Source organism: Glaciihabitans tibetensis, assembly GCF_003003265.1.
GTDB classification, from domain to species: Bacteria; Actinomycetota; Actinomycetes; order Actinomycetales; family Microbacteriaceae; genus Glaciihabitans; species Glaciihabitans tibetensis.
The window spans coordinates 88,387-107,310 of sequence record NZ_PVTL01000010.1 but is presented as its reverse complement, the minus strand read 5'-3'; the positions used below and the strand labels follow the sequence as shown (position 1 = coordinate 107,310).

Below are 18,924 nucleotides of genomic sequence, written 5' to 3'. Positions count from 1 at the left end.
TCCGCCGCACGGGCCAGATCCGCCCTGACCCGGCCAAGCAACACCACCAACTCACCCGACGCCTGCAGCACTGACATTGCGGGCACCACCGGGGTTGGGGGAAGAGCCCACGATTCCACCCCCGGCTCCACCGTCACGCCGGGGACAGCCCAGTGCTCGACCGGGGCGGTGTGTTCGAATGTCGAGTCCATATATCAATCATCGTGCCGAACAGCATTCGAAGATAGGGCTTGACTATCGCCGCATTGTTCGAAACTATGTTCGAGTAAGGCAGGAAGAGCAGAGAGAGCAGCGAGAGCAGGGAATGACGCAAGCGAAGAAGATGAGCGCTAGGCATGGCGGAATGACACCGAGGGCGTCAAGCGCTGGGCGAGCTCAACTCACCCGCAGCTCACCACGCACCACCGAGTTACCCGAGTGGGCAGGGTCGCCGTCTGCGGACTCCACGGAAACGTCCACGAGCGGATATTGACCCAGGTCAATGCCGGTCGGGATCACGAACCGGCCGTCCGAGCCGTCAAGAAAACCGAGGCTGACCAGACCCGACGCGTCGGGGGTGAGGAGCCACACCTCGCGCAGCGAGCCATCGGCTGAACCGGACTCGGTCGCGTCCTCACCCAGGGTGACGACAACGTCGCGTCGGCCATCCGCGCGTTCCTCCACCTGTGCGCTGCCCGTGGCATCCCAGCCGGGGAGCGGGTCAAGCACAGCCCGAGCGACGACCGAAGCGCGCTCGGTGACGGTGGAAAGTTGCGCTCCCACCGCGAGCCCGCCGAATACTCCCGCGGCGACGGCGGCAACGAGAAGCGGCCACATCCGTCGCCGTCCGCCAGAGCGGGTCGGCACGGCGGTCGGCACGGCAGTCGGCACCGCGGTGGGCACAGCGGTCGGCACGGCAGTCGGCACCGCGGCGGGCACGGAATCGGGCACGGCGCTAAGCCCGCCTTCGGGAAGGTCGGCGAGCCCGGCGGCCGGAACCGCAGCCACAGGACGCGTTGCTGTCGAGTCCGTCACGACGGGAGGCGACTCGACCGAGTCCGTCACGACGGGAGGCGACTTGACCGAGTCCGCCGCCACGGGAGGCCACTCGACCGAGCCCGCCAACACCGGAGGCCTCGCGACCGATCCCGACAGCCCGAGTTCGTCGTGGATGCGGGTCCAGACTGCGGCCGGCGGGGCGGTCAGCGCCGCGTCATCCGCCGTCCTGCCCAGCGCAACGGTACGCGCCAACGCCTGTTCCTCGCGGGAGCATTCGCCGCAGACCTGGAGGTGGGCCTGCTGCCGGTTCGTCGCAGCCGCCGGGGTGAGAGCGATCAGGGCAAGATCTTCTGCGTCGATGTGGCTCATTGTTCCCCTCCGATCGTGGTATCTGACAGGCGCGATCTCAGGCGTCCGAGGCTTCGGCGAATGTGGCTTTTCACGGTTCCGAGGGGCAAGCCCAGGGTGTCCGCTATTTCGTGGTGTGTCAGGTCATCGTAGAACGCGAGGCGCATCACTTGCTGGGGCACCGCGGGTAGTCTCCGCAGTTCGTCGCCCAGCAGCATCCGATCCATCACCGCATCGGATTCTTCCGACGGCGTGGTCAGGGCGACGAGAGCGGTATCAGCGGCGACGGCCTCAGCGACCCGACGCCGCCGGGCCCGCGCCTCGTGGGCGTCGGCGAGAGTGTGCCGGCAAATGCCTACAATCCAGGCGGGCAGGCGGGCCCGCTCGGGATGGAACCCTTCGCGCCCGCGCCAGGCGGCAATGAAGACTTTCTGCGTCACGTCCTCGGCTTCGGTGGGATCCCCAAGCGAGCGCGCAGCCATCGTGTAGACCAGAGACGCCCACTGCGCGTAGGCCTCGGCGAGCGCCCGCTCGTCGCCACTGCGAAAGCGCTCGCCGAGCCGCGCGTGATCATCGTCGATTGCCATCACCTCAGAAGTCGTGCTCCGGATTGAGGCGGATGCCGGCGGCCACAGCTCTGGTTGCCGGCCGCTGTCTCCGGCCCTCGTTATGCTCAGCATAATAAAGACACGGCCTCATCCGACCGGGGTCGCCACGATGATGACGTTCGACAGATAATGGCGGGACGAGTAGTCGAACTCTCCCCCGCAGGTGACCAGTACGAGGCGGGCTGGACCGGTTCGATCGAAGACGCTCGCCCACGCGACATCCGACTTTCCCGTGGTCTCAATCGTCGAGACGGCGAACGTGCGCGCTGTGCCCGCGGCGTCAGTGACGACGATCTCTGTACCGGCCGTCGCGTCGGCGAGCGCAGCGAACGGACCCAGACCGTAGACAAGGGAGTCAACATGGGCGGCGATGACGGTGGCACCAGCCGTGCTGGCGGGTGCGGGACCGTGTTCGTACCACCCCGCGATGGCGGGGTCCGGCGGCAGCGCCATCGCCCCGGCGCCGTCGAGACCCACCGCAACCACGGGCACATCAACGCCCAAAGACCCGACACTCACCCGGGTCGGCGCGGGCACGGGAGGAGCGGGGCTCTGCATCGCGGCATCCACGACCGGCACCGTGGGCAGGGCCGGTGCGGGCGACGGGGCGTCCGTGGGCGACGGCCTGACCGACCGCGACTCCGCGGACGAGGGAGACGACCCGGCGGCGCTAGGAGGCGACCCGGACGGTCGGTCATCGATTGCCGGTGATTCTGTGGACGAGGGGGATGCCGCGAGCTCGGGTGTCGCGATGACCGCCCACCCGAGCGCGCCGCAGAAGACGGCAAGGAGAGCCACCACAAGAAGCCCGAATCTCCCCATGGTGACCCTCCTCGTCTTCATCGGCGGTTAGCGTTCCGTTGTGCCAACAGCACGCCGGGAGCGGCTCACCGTCATCACCGCGACCGCCGCAAGCAGCAGCACGGCGGAACCGGCCAGCCAGATCACGCTGGATCCGTCGTCTCCGGCGGAACCAACCGTGTTGCTGGCGACGAGTCCGGCGTCACCCGCGGGCACACCACCGGGCGCCGAGTGCAGTCCCGTGATGCTCTGCACACCGAGCGCGAGGGTCGACTCCGCGAGGCTGCCCCAGGCGTACACGATGGTGTTTGCGCCCTCCGCAACCTCGAGGTCGGCCGGGCCGATCACCGGTGCCGTGGTACCGGTCGCGGCGACCGCTGCGGAGATGGTGCCAGCGGGGAGCGTGAGCACCGACTCATTGGGATTCACCAGATTGGTGATCGCCGGTGATCCTCCCGCCAGGACATCCACCGCGGGCGCAGCAGCCACGTGGCGAACAGTCAGACGGCCTTCGCCGGCGGCAACCGTGCTGGTGTCGTTGGTGAACAGGGTTGCCGTGGGGCTGCCGGCCTCGTTGAGGTGCGCCACGGCGGTGTAGTTGACGCCAGCCTCGAGGGGCAGGTCGACCGGGCCGATTGCTGGTGCACTGGCATCTGCCGCGTCCGCCGCGGTGATAGCCACCGAATAGGTTCCGGGTGCCAGCTCGAGCGGTCCGGCGAGCGAGCCGGGAGCGAAGTTGTCGAGCGTGAGTGCGTTGTTCACGTACACGTCGACGGTGAGGCCGGGCACACCATGGAACACGGAGAGCTGGGCATCACCTTCCGCTGCCTGGGCGGGCGCTACGCCAGCGAGCGCAACCAGGACGCCGGCGCCGATGCCGACGGTTATCGTGCTGAGAGAACGGGTCTTTCGCATGAGTTCCTCCTATATGTGGATGGGTTACTCATTACTTCTGTGCGGAAGGGCGATGCGGATGCACCGTGCTCAAACTTTTTTGGCCAGAAAGTTTCAGCGGGCAAGAGTGCATTCGCGAGGAATTTACCGTCGCATACGCGGGGCCCGTGTGGGCTCGGGCGAACTCGGGCAGGCTCGCGCTCAAGCTCGGGCAGGCTCACTGCGGCGGCTGAGGCTGAGGCTGAGGCGCTGGCGGAGGCTGAGGCGCTGGCGGAGGCTGCCGCTTGGCGCGGCGACGTTGGCCCCAGGTCATGGCGCGCAGCGCCGCCGCCGCTTCGTGCTGCTCGGCGGCACGCGCTTCTGCGTGCGCCGCGCGGCGGTCGGTCCACCGCTGCACCTCGGCGTTGGCGTCGCGCAGCGCGGTGACCACCGGCGGCCCGCCCTGCAGCTGTCGGCGGGCGGCGATCACGCGGGTGTTGAAGTCCTCGAGCAGGTGGCGCACGGCGTGCTCGGTGTGGCAGGCGTCGATCCGATCGTCGAGCTCGGCGTCCTCCGTGCGCAGGGTCAGCGCGGGTGGGCCGAGGCCGGTGATGTTCTCGCGCTCGATCTTCCGGCGGATCCACCAGTCTGGGTCGTTGTGCTGCAGGTCGGCCAGGGGCTTGCCCGCCCCGGGAAGGTTGTCGAAGTCCCCGCGACGGATCGACTGCTGGATCGCGATCTCGACGAAGTGCGCGCGTTCCTCCATCATCGACTGCCCGGCATCCGTGGTCGGCTCGGGGTCGGGTTGCGGTCCTGGATCTGCGGGCTCCTCGGACCCGCGGTTCTGCGCGCCCGTGCGTTCGCCACGAGACATCCGCTCATCACGAGACATCCGCTCGTCACGAGAGATCCGCTCGATCTGATAGCGCGCGGCTCCAACTCGCCAGTCGCCGCGTTCCTGCTTGCCCGCCATGCGCTCCAGCTTAGATTTGTGAGCGCCTGGATGCACGGGCAGGGTCAGATGCGGAACTTCAGTCACTTTTCCGGCGGTGAGGAGGTATTCGTCGCGCCCGCGTGTGCCGCTATCGTCACGATGAGGGCAGGAACGAGAAGAACGAGTGCCGCCCAGGGCAAAGATGACGGGCCGATTCCGGCGAGGAGGAGTCCTCCCGTGATTGCACCGCCGGCGATGCCAATGTTCCAACACGTCACGACCAGAGACTGCGCTACGTCACCGGCGGCTCCAGCAGCCTCCGCGGACGCGGTCTGAAGAAGAGTTGCGGCTCCGCCGAATGCGAGGCCCCAGACGCCGACGCTGGCGAAAAGCAACCATGGGGCCTCGGCGAAAAGACCGAGAGCGAGAGCGGCGCTCGCGAACAGGGCGCAACTCGCGATTATCAGTGGTCGCAAGTGACGGTCGATGAGGGCGCCGGTGATCCAGATGCTCAGCAACGACACGGCACCAAAGACGAGCAGAACGATGTCGACACGATCAGCGAGGCCAAGCGGTGCGAGGTACGGGGCGATGTAGGTGTAGAGGATGTTGTGCGCGAGCACGAAAGCGAGTGTGACCACGAGCACGGCGGCCATGCCGGGGATCGCGAGGGTGCGACGAAGCGGTAGCCGGGCCGCTTTGGCCTGTCCGGGGAAGTTGGGAACGCTCGCGAGTACCCAACCGATCAAGATAAGCGCAAGCAGGGTCATGATGCCGAACGTGTATCGCCAGCCGATCACGTCCGAGAGGAAAGTACCTGCGGGCACACCGATCGAGAGCGCGACCGGGGTACCGGCCATCGCGATTGCCATTGCCTTTCCGCGCTGCTGAGGGGTGACCATGCGGCGGGCGTATCCCGCGAGCAGCGCCCACAGGAGCCCCGCGACCACACCCGCGAGAAATCGCGACGCCATCGTGAGGATGTAGTCGTGGGAGATGGCGGTGATCGTGTTTGCGACGGCGAATCCGGCGATCGCGATCACCAGGAGCCGTCGGCGAGGCCAGCCGATCGTCGCAGCGGTCAGAGGAACGGCGGCGAGGGCAGAACCGATCGCATACACCGTCACGGTCTGCCCGGCCGCAGCCTGCGTGACGCCGAGGTCGCCGCTCATGGCTGGCAAAATTCCCGCAGGGAGCGCCTCGGTCATGATCGTGACGAATCCCGCGGTGCCCAATGCCACGAGGCCTGCGAGAGGCAGACGATCTGGCCGGGACACGCGCCGCGAAGTGGGCTGTAGTTGAGTCATGACATCATCGTCAATGGTTGACGTTAGCGTTAAGGTCAAATCGAGGACACGAGGAGGGCGGGACGGATGAAGATCGGCGAACTTTCCAGCCTCACGGGCACATCGCCGAGGGCGCTGCGGTATTACGAGGACGAGCAACTGGTCATACCTCGGCGGATGCCGAACGGATACCGGGAGTATGACGACTATCTGGTCGATCGGGTCATCCAGATTCGTGGCCTCCTCGACACCGGTTTGCCGACGCGAATCATCAGGCAGATCCTGCCGTGCCTCGACAAGCCCCGGACGATTCATTTCGCCGACGCCACTCCCGAGATGCTCGCCACCCTGGAACACGAACGCGACCGCATGGACGAACGCATCGAGTTTCTCGCCCGCAACCGCGCCGCTATTACCGAGTATCTCGACGAGGTCAGAGCACTTGCCTGACGGGGCCGAACAAGCGATTGACGTGGTCAGTTGACCTTGACGTTAGCGTGAATGTTCTACGGTGCCGGGATGAGCAAAAACAGCATGCAGCACACCACTCGCGGCGACGGAGTACCGATCGTCATGATCCACGGCTACACGGTCGATCACCGTGTACTTCTGCCGCTCGAACCCGTCTTCGACAGCCACCCCGGCTACCGCCGGATCTATCTCGACCTTCCCGGGCACGGTAACAGCCCCCGACTACCCGGACCGACCTCGGCGCTCACGCTCACCGAGGCCGTCATCGACTTCATCGCGGACGTCGTGCACGATCAGCGCTTCGCCGTGATCGGCCAGTCGTTCGGCGGGCAAATCGCCCGAGCCGTCACCGCCCGATTCGGCACCCAGCTTCTCGGATCGGCCCTCCTCGTGCCCGTCGTGAGCTGGGGTGACGGCCGCACGCTGCCGCGCGAGACGATCCTGGAGCGAGACGACGTTTTCCTGGCCAGCCGGCAGCCGGACGAACGAGAGCTCTTCGCCCAGGTGGCGACCCGCCTCAACCGACCGGGATGGGAACGTTTCGAGGAGTACTTGCTACCAGGATGGCGCGCACACGATCGAATAGCTGCCGCCGAACTCGGGGCAGACTTCCTTCTCCCCCACTGGCCGGAGGCGGAAGCCGCGCCCCACCGGGGCCCACACTTGCTCGTCACGGGCCGCCAGGACGCAATCGTGGGATGGCAAGACCAACTCGCCCTGCTCCAGCACTACCCGCACATGTCCGCTGCAGTCATCGACGGGGCCGGCCATAATCCGCAGATCGAGACGCCAGAAATAGTCCATGACCTCGTCGGCCGATGGCTCGATGCCCTTTCACTCAAACACCTCTTCGAGTGAGACATCTACGTCTCGGACCACCACCGCTTTTCGAGCCGTCGAGTTGATGCTCCTGTCGCACCGTCTGGCTGAATCGCACCGGGAAGCGGCGCGCTTCCCCAAGGTAACCTCGTCACCCCGCCGCGTGCTGCCGACGTCGCAGGGGAGATTTAAGCATTCGTCGAGACGATAACGCTACAGCGAGGATTCAGCTCTGCGCGGTGCACAGCGATCGGGAGACCACTCTTCTGATCGTTTCACGTCGACGATCATGCTCAGTCTGTTCGTCGGACTTCGCGGCGGCATACGTCGTGCTCGCAGGTGACCAAGTCATAGAAATCGCAATGACCGTTGTCAGCACCTCGAACGGAGTGAACCACTCGTCAATGAATCCTCTTCTTTGAGCACTATCGATGTCGGAAAGCTTGGATGCATCTAGCTGGTAGGCGTCGGCTGTCAAGTGCCCAGTCGGGCGCCGTTCAAGTCGTGCCCACGTTGCGAGACGGACAAGCTCTGGTTGCTCGAGATACTCGTTATAGAGTCTCACCGCATACCCGGGCAGATCGGTCGCGTCTATCGGGACGGCGTTGACGATGCCATCAAGCGACGCAGTGAAAATGGTCTCGAAGAGGGCCTCCTTTCCGCCGAAGAATGTATACAGCTGGGCCTTGTTCGCGCGCGCGTTCGCCGCAATCCGATCTACCCGCGCGCCCGCGATGCCAAATTCCGCGAATTCGGCCTTCGCGGCGGCGAGTATGCGTTCACGGGTCGCGTCTCCAGACTTCATGACCCGAGGGTAACAAACTAGTTGGTTTGACTTTCCCGCGAAAGCACGTATCTTCGTAACTGCAAATCAAACTAACTAGTTTGTTCCCAGTTGACGCATGTTTCACCCCGTCACCTAGCCCCAGAAACTCGACCGACACCGACCTTTGTCTCTGGCGCTCCGAAGCGATCGCAGACCGGCGGCCTCTGGGTACCCGCCGGTTCCGACGCCACACTCAAAACGATCGACCCTCACCAACAAGAAACTCACCAAGAGAAAAGAGAATGACTCTATGCGAGAAACAACCGCATACGTCGCTGTCGCCTCCGACCGGCCCCTCACACGCCAGACGATCGAGAGACGCGACCTCCGGCCAAACGATGTCGCCATTGACGTGACCTTCTGCGGGGTATGCCACTCCGACCTTCACGAGATCCACCGCCCAGGCAACAAACCTCTCGTCGCCGGCCACGAATTCGTGGGCGTCGTTACCGCAATCGGCCCTGAGGTATCTCGGTTCCGGGCAGGAGACCCGGTCGCAGTCGGCAACATCATCGACTCGTGCGGCACATGCTCCATGTGCCTTGCCGGGCAGGAGAACTACTGCGAGGAGTTTCCGACGCTTACCTATGGCGGTACTGACCGTGTCGACGGCACCGTGACCCAAGGCGGTTTCGCGAACGAATACGTCGCCGACGAGAAATTCGTCTACCCGCTGCCGGACAAGCTCGACCCTGCTGGCGTCGCTCCTCTAATGTGTGCGGGAATCACCGTCTGGGAACCTCTGATGCGCTGGAACGCCGGACCCGGAAAGACCATTGGAGTGGTGGGGCTCGGCGGACTCGGGCACCTCGCCGTCAAATTCGCCCATGCCCTCGGTGCCCACGTCGTGCTGTTCACCACCTCCGAAGACAAGGCAGCGGGCGCGAAGAGTCTGGGTGCCGACGAGGTGGTCGTGTCGAAAGACCCCATCGCGATGAAAGCAACAGCCAACCGTTTCGACCTCATTATCGACACGGCATCCGTCCCCCACGACCTCACCCCGTACATTCGTGCTCTGGCGCTGGACGGGACGCTGTGCGCACTCGGCGCGCTCGGGTCTATGCAGTTTGATCCGATGGCACTTCTCATCGGTAGAAAAAGCCTCGCCTCGGCAGGCAGCGGTGGGACTACCGGAACGCAGGCCATGCTCGATTTCTGCAACGAACACGGCATCACCGCCGACGTCGAAGTCCTGCCCGCACGTGACATTAACGAAGCACTCGACCGGCTCGAACGCAACGATGTCCGGTTCCGCTTCGCTCTCGATATGAAGACAATCTAGAGAACCGGCTCTGCTTTGCTCTGCTCTGCTCTGTCTGGAGAACGAGCCGAGCACTCTCCCAAGCGACCGTCAGGAGGAATCAACACCGTCCACATCGATGCGCTGCAGGTGCAGCCCCTGCGGGCGTTTTGCCTGTCCGGAGTTGGAACGCGCGATGATGGGGCACGTGACTGTGAGACTAAAAGGGCGGCAGCGAGCTGCTCGCGCCGTGATCGACGACGTGAGGGCTTGGGCCACTGAGCGCGACGACATCCTGGCCGTACTACTTGTCGGTTCATACGCACGCCATGCCGAGCGCATGGGTAGCGACATCGATCTGACGATCCTGACAGACGACCCAGATCGGCTCGCCGACTATGGGTGGTTCGAAGTTCTGTGTCCGGGCGCTCGGCTGATTCGAGCAGTGAGCTGGGGGCCCGTTCAAGAGAGAAGGATGCGCTTGAGGTCCGGGCTCCACGTCGACCTGGGCATCGCACCAATCAGCTGGGCTGCTGTTCCCCTCGACGCGGGCACGCGGCGGGTCTTGAGCGACGGCCATCTCACTATTTATGACACCGGAGTGCTCGCATCGGCAGTTGCCGCGCTCTGAACCACCCACGGTGACCAATTTGCCGCTATTGCGGAGAACGTGCCAGATCTGCGGCAACCAAACGCAGCGTGTTCGGTATGGTCTGGGGCCCCACCACGGTCCCGACGATCGCGGGTCCGTAGCGGTCGTACTTCGCGTGATAGGCCGCGTCGATCGCAACATGAACGTCGCCGGCGGGTTCGGCGAAGGCGACATCCCGCTCGATCCCGTCCGCCTGAATACGCCCGGTGCCACTCGCGGTCGCCCGCACAAACCACGGGTTCGACGAGCCATACGCCGACCGCACGTAGAGCTCGTCGTCGACCCGGACGACCCAGATTATGACGTAGGGCCGGAGCGATCCGTCGAAGCGGTAGGACGAGATCTTCAGCTCCTCGGCGCCGCCGATTCGGGTGAGTTCGTTTTCGGTCCATGCGGTCATGTCGAGGGCTCCAGACTCGTGTGTACCAGGGTGTATGCACCAGCTACCTACGCGCATTCTGGCACACCCTGCGGGCGAGCGGACAGGTGCCACTGGCGGGTGCGGCGGCAGCCATCGCCACCGCGCCCGCCGGAACGACCCGGACCCTACTTCGCGATGAACGCCAGGATGTCCTGGCCGAGTTCGGCCCGGTAGTCGCCGTAGATGCCGTGCGGCGCTCCCGGGTAGACCTTCAGCGTGCCGTCCTTGACCAGCTCGGCAGTCTTCAACGATGCAGCGCCGATCGGCACGATCTGGTCGTCGTCACCGTGGGCGATGAAGATCGGAACGTCGAGCGCCTTGAGGTCCTCGGTGAAGTCGGTCTCCGAGAACGCCTTGACGCAGTCGTACGCCGCGGCGAGGTTCACCAGCATGCCCTGGCGCCAGAAGTCATCCTTCGCTCCCTGTGACACGGCGGAACCCTCACGGTTCGCCCCGAAGAACGCCTCGCTGAGGTCCTGGTAGAACTGCGAGGCATCCGCGAGCACGCCCGCGCGGATGCCGTCGAAGGCCTCGATCGGCAGGCCGTCAGGGTTGGCATCCGTCTTCACCATCAGCGGAGGAACGGCGCCGGCGGTGATGACCTTGACCACCCGGCCGACGCCGTGCTGCGCGGCATAACGCACGACCTCGCCACCCCCGGTGGAGTGTCCGACGACGACGAGATCGTGCAGGTCGAGTGCCTCGACGAGCTCGGCGACGTCCGCGGCGTAGGTGTCCATGTCGTTGCCCGTGTAGGTCTTCGACGAGCGGCCGTGACCACGGCGGTCGTGCGCGATCGCCCGGTACCCGGCATCCGCAAGCAGCTTCAGCTCCACCTGCCAGGCGTCTGAACTCAACGGCCAACCATGGCTCAGCAGCACGGGCTGGCCGGTGCCCTGCTCGGTGTAGTAAATCTCGGTTCCATCGGTGGTGGTGATGTACGGCATGTATCTTCCCTTTTCTCGAGTCGATTCAGACGGCGGATGTCGCGCCACAGTCGATCGCCGACGACGCGCGCGATCGCGGCATCACCAAGCACAGCCGAACCACTCAGCGTGCCGCAATGACGAAGGGGTGCCGAACGGGTGAACGTTCCCCATCTGTGCGGGACTCCGCACCCCGCGGGGTCAGCGGTGCACGAGGATTTCGAGGCCGATGACGGCAAGCCCGAGTACCGCCTCGGCCAGAAGGGCGACAGCGCGCTGCCACGCGGGCAGGCGTGCACGACGCACCGCAACGTAGCCGTTGACCGCGAGCGCGGCGACGAGGGCGAACGCGGAGGCCCGCAACGCAGCGTCGGTCGACCAGCCGCCAAGCGCGCTGATCAGTAGAAAGATCGCGGGAAGCGTGATGGCCCCGATGGCCCCGACGCTCACCCCAAGGATGTGCCGCATCTCGTCCCGCGACAGCAATCGCTCGTTGACCGTCATCCGTGCGAGCAACTCCGCGGTGAACACGGCGAGCAGGGTGGCGATGACCGCGACAACGAGAGTCGCAAGCGAACGGATCGCCGTCGGATGGCCATGGGACGCCAGCGCGAGCACCACCGCGAGCGCCGTGAACGTCACGTAGATGCGTTCCTTGAGTCGCTCCGCGACCTCGTGCTTTTCCAGCGGCTGGTGAACCATCGGGCCAGCATGCCAGCAGCCGCGGCAGAGCGGCAGCCTCTTGCGCCGCGGCACTGGCGTCGAGGCGCTGTCACCCGCCGATCCCGACGAGGAAGATTACGCGCCGCAGCGTGAGGACGGCACCGATCCGTCAGGCGTAGGTGCCGACCAGGATCCACTGACCACGCTGGTCGTCGTACATAACATCGAAGACCCGGGTCTGTCTGTCGTCGTCTGTACCCTGAAACCGCCATCCCAGCGGTGGCGAGGCCACCGGGTGCGTGATGCGCTCGTCGACAAAATCGGACAACCGTGTGGGCTGGTCACTTACCCGGTACCGGCGGCCATCCCAGACCAGGCGGCGCGGATGGCCGTCGTCGTCGAGCCAGAGCGCAATCGCTTCGCGTACGCGTGTCATGGTGCAACCTCCTCCTCGAACGTATATTCGAATGTGGTGATTGTAGGCACACTCTTGCGGACACGCCAAGAGGAAGTGGTCCGGAGGGGAGCAACGCGTGTGCTCCAGCCGGCTCAGAACAGCGAATAGACCGCGAAGAAAGTGACGGCAGCGAGCGCGGTGAGGACAAGAACGGAGACGGCATAACGGCGATGGGGGCGAACGCGCACGATCGCGAGCAGCAGAAATACGACGCCGAGAACAATCTCGACCCACCAATAGATGGGACTCGTCGAGTCAGCGACGGCGCCGAGAGCCCAGACACCTTCGCCAATCAGTACGCCGGAGAGGGGCGCAACCCCAAGAACTCGCGCTGCCCCGCGGCCGTGCAGGGTGAGAGCGGCCGATCCCCCGAGGATCGGTCCAGCGGCAACAGCCAGCAGCCAGAACACATCACTGAACGGCGGAGAGTATCCGAACCCGCGCCACGCGGTGACTAGGTCGTAACCCTCAAGCAGGGCCCAGAACGACAACAGTCCGAGTAACGACGCCAAGGGTGGACGTGCACCGCCGAGACGGACGAGCGCGAAGACGAGCATGGACCAACCACCGGACGAATTCGCGAACGAACTGAGGGACGCGGGCAGAGATGCTTGCAAAAAGCTTGTGAGACCTCCGAGGACAAGCCCGCCAACCAGCGCGATGCTGACGGCATGAAGCACAGACGTGCGAATGCGGGTGGGGGTGGGGGTGGCCGCAAGGGCGTAAGGCATCATGTTGAGACTTCACCACCGTTCACGCGTCACGCGCGTCGCCCGGGAGGATGACCAGGGTGTTCGTGAGGTGGACTTATGCCCCAGCCACCGCAGAGGAAGAACAAAGCGCCCGGCCAACGGGTGGCCGGGCGCTCAGGTTGTGGAGCAGTTGCGGGGAGTCGGAGTTACTTCACGGTCGCATCTTCATGGTGGCCGCTCTCGTCCGCGGAGGCGGCTGCGGTCGGCGCGGGTGCGCCGGCGCGCTGCGCTGCCTCCAGTGCTTCTGCTTCTTCGCCGCCCACTGCCTCGCCCCGGGCGACCAGGCCCGCGACATCCGACAAAGGAATCTGCTTGAGGAACAGCGAGAGAACGAACGCGATCCCGATGAACGGAACCAGGTACCAGAACACGGGTGCGAGCGCGTCGGCGTAGGCGGTCACCACGCCATCGCGCACCGCGTCGGGAAGCTGCGCGAGCGTCTGTGGGTCGAGGGTGGAGGTCGCGTTGTCCGCGTCGCCCGCGCTGGCTCCCGCACCCACGAACACGCTCGTGAGGTTTTCGGTGAGCCGATTGGTGAACATCGCACCGAACACCGCGACGCCGAGCGAGGCACCTACTTCACGGAAGTAGTTGTTCGTGCTGGTCGCGGTTCCCACCATCGACGGGTTCACCGAGTTCTGGGCGACCAGAACCACAACCTGCATGATGAAGCCGAGACCGGCGCCGAACACAAACAGGAAGACACAGATCAGCCAGATCGGGGTGTCCGCCGTGAGGGTGGTCATCGCGATCATCGCGGCGGCCGTGAGGAGCGTGCCAATCACGGGGAACATCTTGTAGCGCCCGGTGCGCGTGATCGCGATACCCGAGATGACCGAGGTTCCGATGAGGCCGACGATCATCGGCACCATCAGCAGCCCGGACGCCGCGGCCGAGGTACCCGACGACATCTGCAGGAACGTCGGCACGAACCCGATCGCCGAGAACATTCCGAGACCAAGCGTGAGCCCGATCAGGGTGGCGTTCACAAAGGTGCGATTTTTGAACAGGGAGAGCGGGATGATGGGGTCCTTAGCCCTCGCCTCCACCATTACAAACGCGATCGCAGCGACGAGCATGCCGGCGCCAAACATCCAGGTGGAGAGCGCACCCCAGCCGTGGTCGGCGCTTCCGCCGAAGTCGGTGAAGAAGATCAGGCAGGTGGTGAAGGCCGAGAGGAAGACCACACCGAGGATGTCGATCGGTTGCGTTGCCCGCTTGCTCGGCAGCTTCAGGGTGAACCAGGCGATGGCGAACGCGGCGATGCCGATCGGGATGTTGATGTAGAACGCCCACTGCCAGGTGAGGTGGTCGACGAAGAAGCCACCGAGGAGCGGGCCACCGACGGCGGACAGCCCGAAGACCGCGCCGAGGGGGCCGAGGTACTTGCCGCGCTCCGAGGCGGGCACGATGTCGGCGATGATCGCCTGCGAGAGGATCATGAGTCCACCACCGCCGAGTCCCTGCACGGCCCGGAAGAGGATGAGCTGGGTGAAGTCACCGGCGAACGCACAGCCGACGGAGGCGATCGTGAAGAGCGCGATCGCGACCAGGAACAGGCGACGGCGTCCGAGGACGTCACCGAACTTTCCGTACACGGGCATCACGATGGTTGTGGCAAGCAGGTAGGCGGTGGTGAGCCAGACCTGGTGCTCGACGCCGCCGAGCTGCCCGACGATCGTCGGCATCGCGGTGGACACGATCGTTTGGTCGAGGCTGGACAGGAGCATGCCGGCGATCAGCGCGCCGAAGATGATCCAGATCCTTCGTTGGGTGAGGAGGAGCGGGCCCTCGGTTGCGGTCGTCACTGGCGAGCCTTTCTGGGTGGGGAGGTATCGAGCACGGCGCGGATAGCGGCGAGCGAGTCGGAGAGCGCGAGGCCGAAGTCGTCGGGCGCGTCAGGGTCAAAAAGCCGCTCGCCCGCCGACCGCATGAGCGCGGAAATCACGGTCACGCAGGCTCGTACGCGCGGGTCGTCCGTCTGCACGGATTCGCGCTTCGCGATGAGGGCGGCGAGCGCGACGTCGCGTTCGCGCCCCATCCCGACAAAGCGGGCGAGCAGTCGGGGCTCGCGGCCGATCGCGCGGATGAGTTCGAGATGCGCCGCGGTGTCGAGTCCGGCAGAGTGCATATAGTCGGTCGCGAGCTCCACGATGTCGTCGATGACAACCGGCCATCCCCGCGACCCGCGCGCGAGGAAATGCTCGCCGAAGGCGTTCATCTCCTCGACTTCGTCCACGCCGAGCACGGCCTCTTCCTTGGACGGGAAGTAGTTGAAGAAGGTGCGGCGGGAGACCCCGACTTCGTCGCACACCTCTTCGATCGTGAAGCCGGCGAGTCCCCGGTCCGCGGTGAACCGACGGCTCAGAGCCGTGATCCGCGACGCGGTTTCGAGCCGACGCTGGACGGCTCTCGAGGTAGTTGCACTAATGGACACGAAGTGCAACCTTACACTTTTAGCGCCAAAGTGCAAACAGTCAGATTACGCTTCAGGCGAGCAGGTCGCCTCAGGCGAGCAGGTCGCCTCAGGCGAGCAGGTTGTAGTGGCGGAGGCGCGCGGTGCCCGCGGCCTCAACGTCGAGCACCGTGAGGCTGGGCGCACCCACCGGCTCCAGGCGGTCGGCGGTGAGCCCCACGAAGTTCGCCAGCACCGACCGGATGGTGCCGCCGTGGGTCACAATCAGCACCGGGCCCGGCTGAGTCGCCGCGGACAACACGGCGGCAGTCACCCGTTCTGTCACGGCAGCCGTCGCCTCCGCGCCCGGCGGAAGCAGCGTTCCTGCGCGCCACCGTACGTAGTCAGCGCCGATCTCGTCCGCGCGACGGCCCTCCCACTCCCCCAGCCCCGCCTCGGCCCACCGGTCGTCGACGATGACCTCGAGCCCCGTCAGCATCGCCGCCGTCGTGCGGGTGCGGGAGAGCGGGGAGACGATGAGGGTGAGCGGATGCCACGCGGCGATGATCGGAGCCAGCGCGACGGTGCTGACGCGTCCCGAATCCGACAGGTCGATGTCGGTGCGGCCCTGAAGTCGCTTCTCGCCGGTCCAGTCGGTCGGTCCATGCCGAACGAGAAGCAGGGTCGTCACGCGGTCACCCGCGTATCGTCCGCCCCGAAGAGCGCCGCGGGAGTCTCGGGCAGGATCAGCCGTGACGAGGTGCCCGCCGCAACCGGGGTTTCGGTGATGATCGACACCCGGTCGCCGTCGCTCAGGCCCGAGACAACGTAGCGCCCGGCAAGTGGAGTGCACTCGACAACATCGAATTGCAGGCATCCGCTCGGCCCGAGCCCCACGTCCTGGGGGCGGTACATCGCCTTCAACGGCCGCCCCTCACCGGACGCGACCGTCAGCTCCGCCCCCGAGCGTCGGAGCCAGCCGCCGCTCGCCTCGCCCGCGAGCAAAACCGCGGGCGGTGTGCCGAGGAACGACGCGACAAACGCGGTCGCGGGGTGCTCCAGCAGTTCGGCGGGCGGTCCAAACTGTTCCACCCGGCCGTCGCGCATCACGGCGATGTGGGTGGCCAGCGCGAGCGCTTCCACCTGGTCATGGGTGACGTAGACGCTCGTTCCGCCCGTGGCGCGGTGCACCTGCGCGAGCTCGGCGCGGGTGTCGACTCGCAGGCGAGCGTCGAGGTTGGACAGTGGCTCATCGAAGAGCAGCACCTGCGGGCGCGCGGCGATCGTGCGGGCGATGGCGACGCGTTGTTGCTGCCCGCCCGAAATTTCGGCCGGGTAGCGGTCGGCGAGCGCGGTGATGCCGAGCATCGCCAGCACCTCCGTCACCCGCGCCTGGCGGTCGGCCGCACTCCACCGGGCAACCCGAAGTGGCCAGTCGATGTTGGTGCGCACGCTCATGTGCGGCCACAGCGCGTAGCTCTGAAACACCATTCCGAGACCGCGTTTCTCCGCGGGCACAGACTCCCCGGTGTCGCCGTTGGCCACCACGCGGTCGCCGAAACGGATGCGGCCGCGCGTCGGTTCCTCGAGTCCGGCGAGCATCCGGAGCGTTGTGGTTTTGCCGCAGCCGGAGGGGCCGAGCAGCACCACGAAGGCGCCGGAGGGGAACTCGAGGCTTACTTCGTGCAGCGCGGTACTGCCGCCGAAGTCTTTGCCGAGTCGGTCGAGGGTGATGGCGGTCATGCGTTGCTCCAGGGCTGCCCGGCACCCTGGAGGCGTCGGGCGAGAAGGGTGGCCGCGACCGAAACGATCGCGATCACGAGGGTGATGGCATTGGCGGACTGTGTGAAGCCCTCCGACGCGTAGCGATAGGTCATCACCGACAGCAGCGGAGTAGCCGGGGTGACGAGCAGTACCACGAGCGACAGGTCGCGCACCATGGTGACGAAGACGAGGATGCCGCCGCTGACGATGCCGCGTGAGGCGAGCGGGAAGACGATGCGGCGCAGGCGCCGGGCGGTTCCCGCTCCGGCGATCACCGCGGCCTCTTCCAGATCCCCGGAGACCTGCCCGAGCGCCGAGCGCGAGGTCTGGAAGGCAAACGGCAGACTGGCGGCGATTCCGGCGATCACGAGGATCGCGAAGGTTCCGTAGAGCGAGGGAAGCGGACCGATCGGTGCCCCGAACTGGGCGATGAAGGCGGCGCCGAAGGCGATCCCCGGAATCAGGAACGGCACGTAGCTCAGCAGGCTGATCGATCCGCCGACCACGCGCGCCCGCTTCAACCGCCCCACGACGTATGCTCCCACCAGACCCACGAGCGTCGCCCCGAGCGCGACAGCGAACCCGAGCGCCACGGTCGAGACCAGCGCGTCGAGGGCGATGGGGTCGCGGAGAACCCCGCGCATGCCCTGCGCGATCGACGGGTCAGATTCGCCGATCCAATAGTGCAGCGTGAGCCCGGCCTCGAAGCTGTTGGTGCGGCGCAGAACGGTGCTCACCGCGAGGACGATGCCCGGCACGATCGTCGTCGCCGTCACGAGCGCGACGCTGAGAGCGAAGAGCACCCATTTCCAGGGCCCGGTGTTGGCCCGCCGCGGCCGCGAACTCTTACCCGTGATGGTCGCGAACGACTTGCCGGCGGTAAACCGATTGCCCACCCAGAGCACCAGGGCGGCGATGACGACCAGCAGGATCGAGAGCACGTAACCGCGTTCCGTGTCCCCCGTGGAGATCGACCCGTAGAGCCGCGTGCTCAGGGTCTGGAATCGCACGGGCAGGCCCAACAGCGCGGGCACGGCGAAGTTGCTCACTCCCTCGGCGAACGCGAGGAGAAACCCGGAGAGGATCGCCGGCGCCACCACGGGCAACGCGATGCGACCGGCGATGCGCATCCGGGAGGCGCCGGTGAGCTCCGCGGCGGCGAGGAGGTCGCCGCCCACGTTGGACAGCGCCGCGGCGACGACAACGAACGACAGCGAGTAGTAGTGGGCCACCAGCGTCAGTGTGATCGGAACCATTCCCCACGACAGGATGTCCGGTACGGCGATGCCGAGGCTCGCCAGCACCCCCGGGTTACCGCCGAGCCGCTCGTTGCGGAAGACGCTTTCCCAGGCCAGCGCGATGGCGAAGCTCGGGAGGGCGAACGGGATGGTCGCCAGCACACCGATCACGCGTCGCCCGGGGACGTCGCTCATCACCACCACCCAGGCGAGAAACGCACCGAGCAGGCTGGCGATCAGTCCGGTGGCGAGGCCCACCACCAGCGAGTTGCGCAGCGGCTCCCAGAACAGGTTGGCCGAGAGCGGGCTCGCCAGCACGTCTGTCCAGGAGCCGATGGCGTCGGGCCGGAGCGTTGCGGCGACGAGCCCTTGCAGGGGCAGCGCGACGAGCACCACGAGCACCGCCAGCACGGCCACGGCGAGCCAGGTAGTCGGGCGGCGGATACCCGCGGAAACTCGTCTCATTGCTCGG

22 protein-coding genes are annotated in these 18,924 nt (G+C 66.0%); 4 read left to right on the top strand and 18 right to left on the bottom strand.

The features are described from left to right. The 7 genes from B0I08_RS16245 to B0I08_RS16215 all read right to left on the bottom strand — a co-directional run. Positions 1 to 191: hypothetical protein (locus B0I08_RS16245; RefSeq protein ID WP_146134359.1), on the bottom strand; the 191-nt coding region annotated here is incomplete at its 3' end. 184 nt (positions 192 to 375) lie between these two features. Then, on the bottom strand, positions 376 to 1,347 hold the full coding sequence (locus B0I08_RS16240) for an anti-sigma factor domain-containing protein (RefSeq protein ID WP_106214742.1): 972 nt from the start codon (positions 1,345 to 1,347) through the stop codon (positions 376 to 378). Further along, the gene (locus B0I08_RS16235; protein ID WP_219905696.1) at positions 1,344 to 1,913 is read right to left on the bottom strand and encodes an RNA polymerase sigma factor; all 570 of its coding nucleotides are present in this window, start codon (positions 1,911 to 1,913) and stop codon (positions 1,344 to 1,346) included. The genes B0I08_RS16240 and B0I08_RS16235 overlap by 4 nt, the downstream gene beginning before the upstream one ends. A gap of 108 nt (positions 1,914 to 2,021) precedes the next feature. Beyond that, positions 2,022 to 2,756, bottom strand: coding sequence for a class F sortase (locus B0I08_RS16230; RefSeq protein WP_181243449.1), 735 nt, complete (start codon positions 2,754 to 2,756; stop codon positions 2,022 to 2,024). 27 nt (positions 2,757 to 2,783) lie between these two features. After that, a complete protein-coding gene (locus B0I08_RS16225) occupies positions 2,784 to 3,650 on the bottom strand; it encodes a DUF4397 domain-containing protein (RefSeq protein ID WP_106214736.1) in 867 nt (288 codons plus the stop codon). Positions 3,651 to 3,846: 196 nt separating this feature from the next. Next, positions 3,847 to 4,581 carry a DnaJ family domain-containing protein gene (locus B0I08_RS16220; protein WP_245884857.1) on the bottom strand — a complete coding sequence of 245 codons (735 nt, stop codon included), beginning with the start codon at positions 4,579 to 4,581 and terminating at the stop codon, positions 3,847 to 3,849. A gap of 62 nt (positions 4,582 to 4,643) precedes the next feature. Continuing rightward, the gene (locus tag B0I08_RS16215) at positions 4,644 to 5,849 is read right to left on the bottom strand and encodes an MFS transporter (RefSeq protein WP_106214734.1); all 1,206 of its coding nucleotides are present in this window, start codon (positions 5,847 to 5,849) and stop codon (positions 4,644 to 4,646) included. Between the two features lie 66 nt (positions 5,850 to 5,915). On the opposite strand from B0I08_RS16215, the gene B0I08_RS16210 reads away from it, so the two are divergent. Together B0I08_RS16210 and B0I08_RS16205 are read left to right on the top strand one after the other, a co-directional pair. Beyond that, entirely contained in the window at positions 5,916 to 6,278 is a 363-nt protein-coding gene (locus B0I08_RS16210) for a MerR family transcriptional regulator (RefSeq protein WP_106214732.1), read from the top strand. A gap of 69 nt (positions 6,279 to 6,347) precedes the next feature. Then, positions 6,348 to 7,157, top strand: coding sequence for an alpha/beta fold hydrolase (locus tag B0I08_RS16205; RefSeq protein WP_181243448.1), 810 nt, complete (start codon positions 6,348 to 6,350; stop codon positions 7,155 to 7,157). Between the two features lie 187 nt (positions 7,158 to 7,344). Here B0I08_RS16205 and B0I08_RS16200 read toward each other — a convergent pair whose 3' ends face one another. After that, the gene (locus B0I08_RS16200; RefSeq protein WP_106214728.1) at positions 7,345 to 7,923 is read right to left on the bottom strand and encodes a TetR/AcrR family transcriptional regulator; all 579 of its coding nucleotides are present in this window, start codon (positions 7,921 to 7,923) and stop codon (positions 7,345 to 7,347) included. A 271-nt stretch (positions 7,924 to 8,194) separates the two neighbouring features. Here B0I08_RS16200 and B0I08_RS16195 point away from each other — a divergent pair, with 271 nt between their 5' ends. Continuing rightward, entirely contained in the window at positions 8,195 to 9,226 is a 1,032-nt protein-coding gene (locus tag B0I08_RS16195) for an NAD(P)-dependent alcohol dehydrogenase (RefSeq protein ID WP_106214726.1), read from the top strand. A 208-nt stretch (positions 9,227 to 9,434) separates the two neighbouring features. Continuing rightward, on the top strand, positions 9,435 to 9,815 hold the full coding sequence (locus B0I08_RS16190) for a nucleotidyltransferase domain-containing protein (protein ID WP_219905695.1): 381 nt from the start codon (positions 9,435 to 9,437) through the stop codon (positions 9,813 to 9,815). A gap of 25 nt (positions 9,816 to 9,840) precedes the next feature. Here the strand turns inward: B0I08_RS16190 and B0I08_RS16185 are convergent, their stop codons facing one another. The 10 genes from B0I08_RS16185 to B0I08_RS16140 all read right to left on the bottom strand — a co-directional run bounded on the left by B0I08_RS16185 (position 9,841) and on the right by B0I08_RS16140 (position 18,917). Further along, a complete protein-coding gene (locus tag B0I08_RS16185; protein ID WP_106214724.1) occupies positions 9,841 to 10,236 on the bottom strand; it encodes a DUF2255 family protein in 396 nt (131 codons plus the stop codon). 146 nt (positions 10,237 to 10,382) lie between these two features. Further along, positions 10,383 to 11,204, bottom strand: a complete 822-nt coding sequence (locus B0I08_RS16180) for an alpha/beta fold hydrolase (protein WP_106214722.1) — start codon at positions 11,202 to 11,204, stop codon at positions 10,383 to 10,385. Positions 11,205 to 11,384: 180 nt separating this feature from the next. Then, on the bottom strand, positions 11,385 to 11,885 hold the full coding sequence (locus tag B0I08_RS16175) for a hypothetical protein (RefSeq protein ID WP_106214720.1): 501 nt from the start codon (positions 11,883 to 11,885) through the stop codon (positions 11,385 to 11,387). A 130-nt stretch (positions 11,886 to 12,015) separates the two neighbouring features. Then, positions 12,016 to 12,282 (bottom strand): hypothetical protein, encoded by a 267-nt coding sequence (locus tag B0I08_RS16170; RefSeq protein ID WP_106214718.1) that lies wholly within the window; start codon positions 12,280 to 12,282, stop codon positions 12,016 to 12,018. A 113-nt stretch (positions 12,283 to 12,395) separates the two neighbouring features. Further along, complete coding sequence (locus B0I08_RS16165) at positions 12,396 to 13,037, bottom strand: DUF6518 family protein (protein WP_106214716.1); 642 nt, start codon at positions 13,035 to 13,037, stop codon at positions 12,396 to 12,398. Positions 13,038 to 13,201: 164 nt separating this feature from the next. Further along, complete coding sequence (locus B0I08_RS16160) at positions 13,202 to 14,863, bottom strand: MDR family MFS transporter (RefSeq protein ID WP_106214714.1); 1,662 nt, start codon at positions 14,861 to 14,863, stop codon at positions 13,202 to 13,204. Beyond that, a complete protein-coding gene (locus B0I08_RS16155) occupies positions 14,860 to 15,492 on the bottom strand; it encodes a TetR/AcrR family transcriptional regulator (RefSeq protein WP_245884856.1) in 633 nt (210 codons plus the stop codon). The genes B0I08_RS16160 and B0I08_RS16155 overlap by 4 nt, the downstream gene beginning before the upstream one ends. A gap of 88 nt (positions 15,493 to 15,580) precedes the next feature. Continuing rightward, the gene (locus tag B0I08_RS16150; RefSeq protein WP_106214710.1) at positions 15,581 to 16,141 is read right to left on the bottom strand and encodes a histidine phosphatase family protein; all 561 of its coding nucleotides are present in this window, start codon (positions 16,139 to 16,141) and stop codon (positions 15,581 to 15,583) included. Further along, positions 16,138 to 17,193, bottom strand: a complete 1,056-nt coding sequence (locus B0I08_RS16145) for an ABC transporter ATP-binding protein (protein ID WP_106214709.1) — start codon at positions 17,191 to 17,193, stop codon at positions 16,138 to 16,140. Before B0I08_RS16145 ends, B0I08_RS16150 begins: the two co-directional genes overlap by 4 nt. Beyond that, positions 17,190 to 18,917 carry an ABC transporter permease gene (locus B0I08_RS16140; RefSeq protein WP_106214707.1) on the bottom strand — a complete coding sequence of 576 codons (1,728 nt, stop codon included), beginning with the start codon at positions 18,915 to 18,917 and terminating at the stop codon, positions 17,190 to 17,192. Before B0I08_RS16140 ends, B0I08_RS16145 begins: the two co-directional genes overlap by 4 nt. Positions 18,918 to 18,924: the final 7 nt, after the last annotated feature.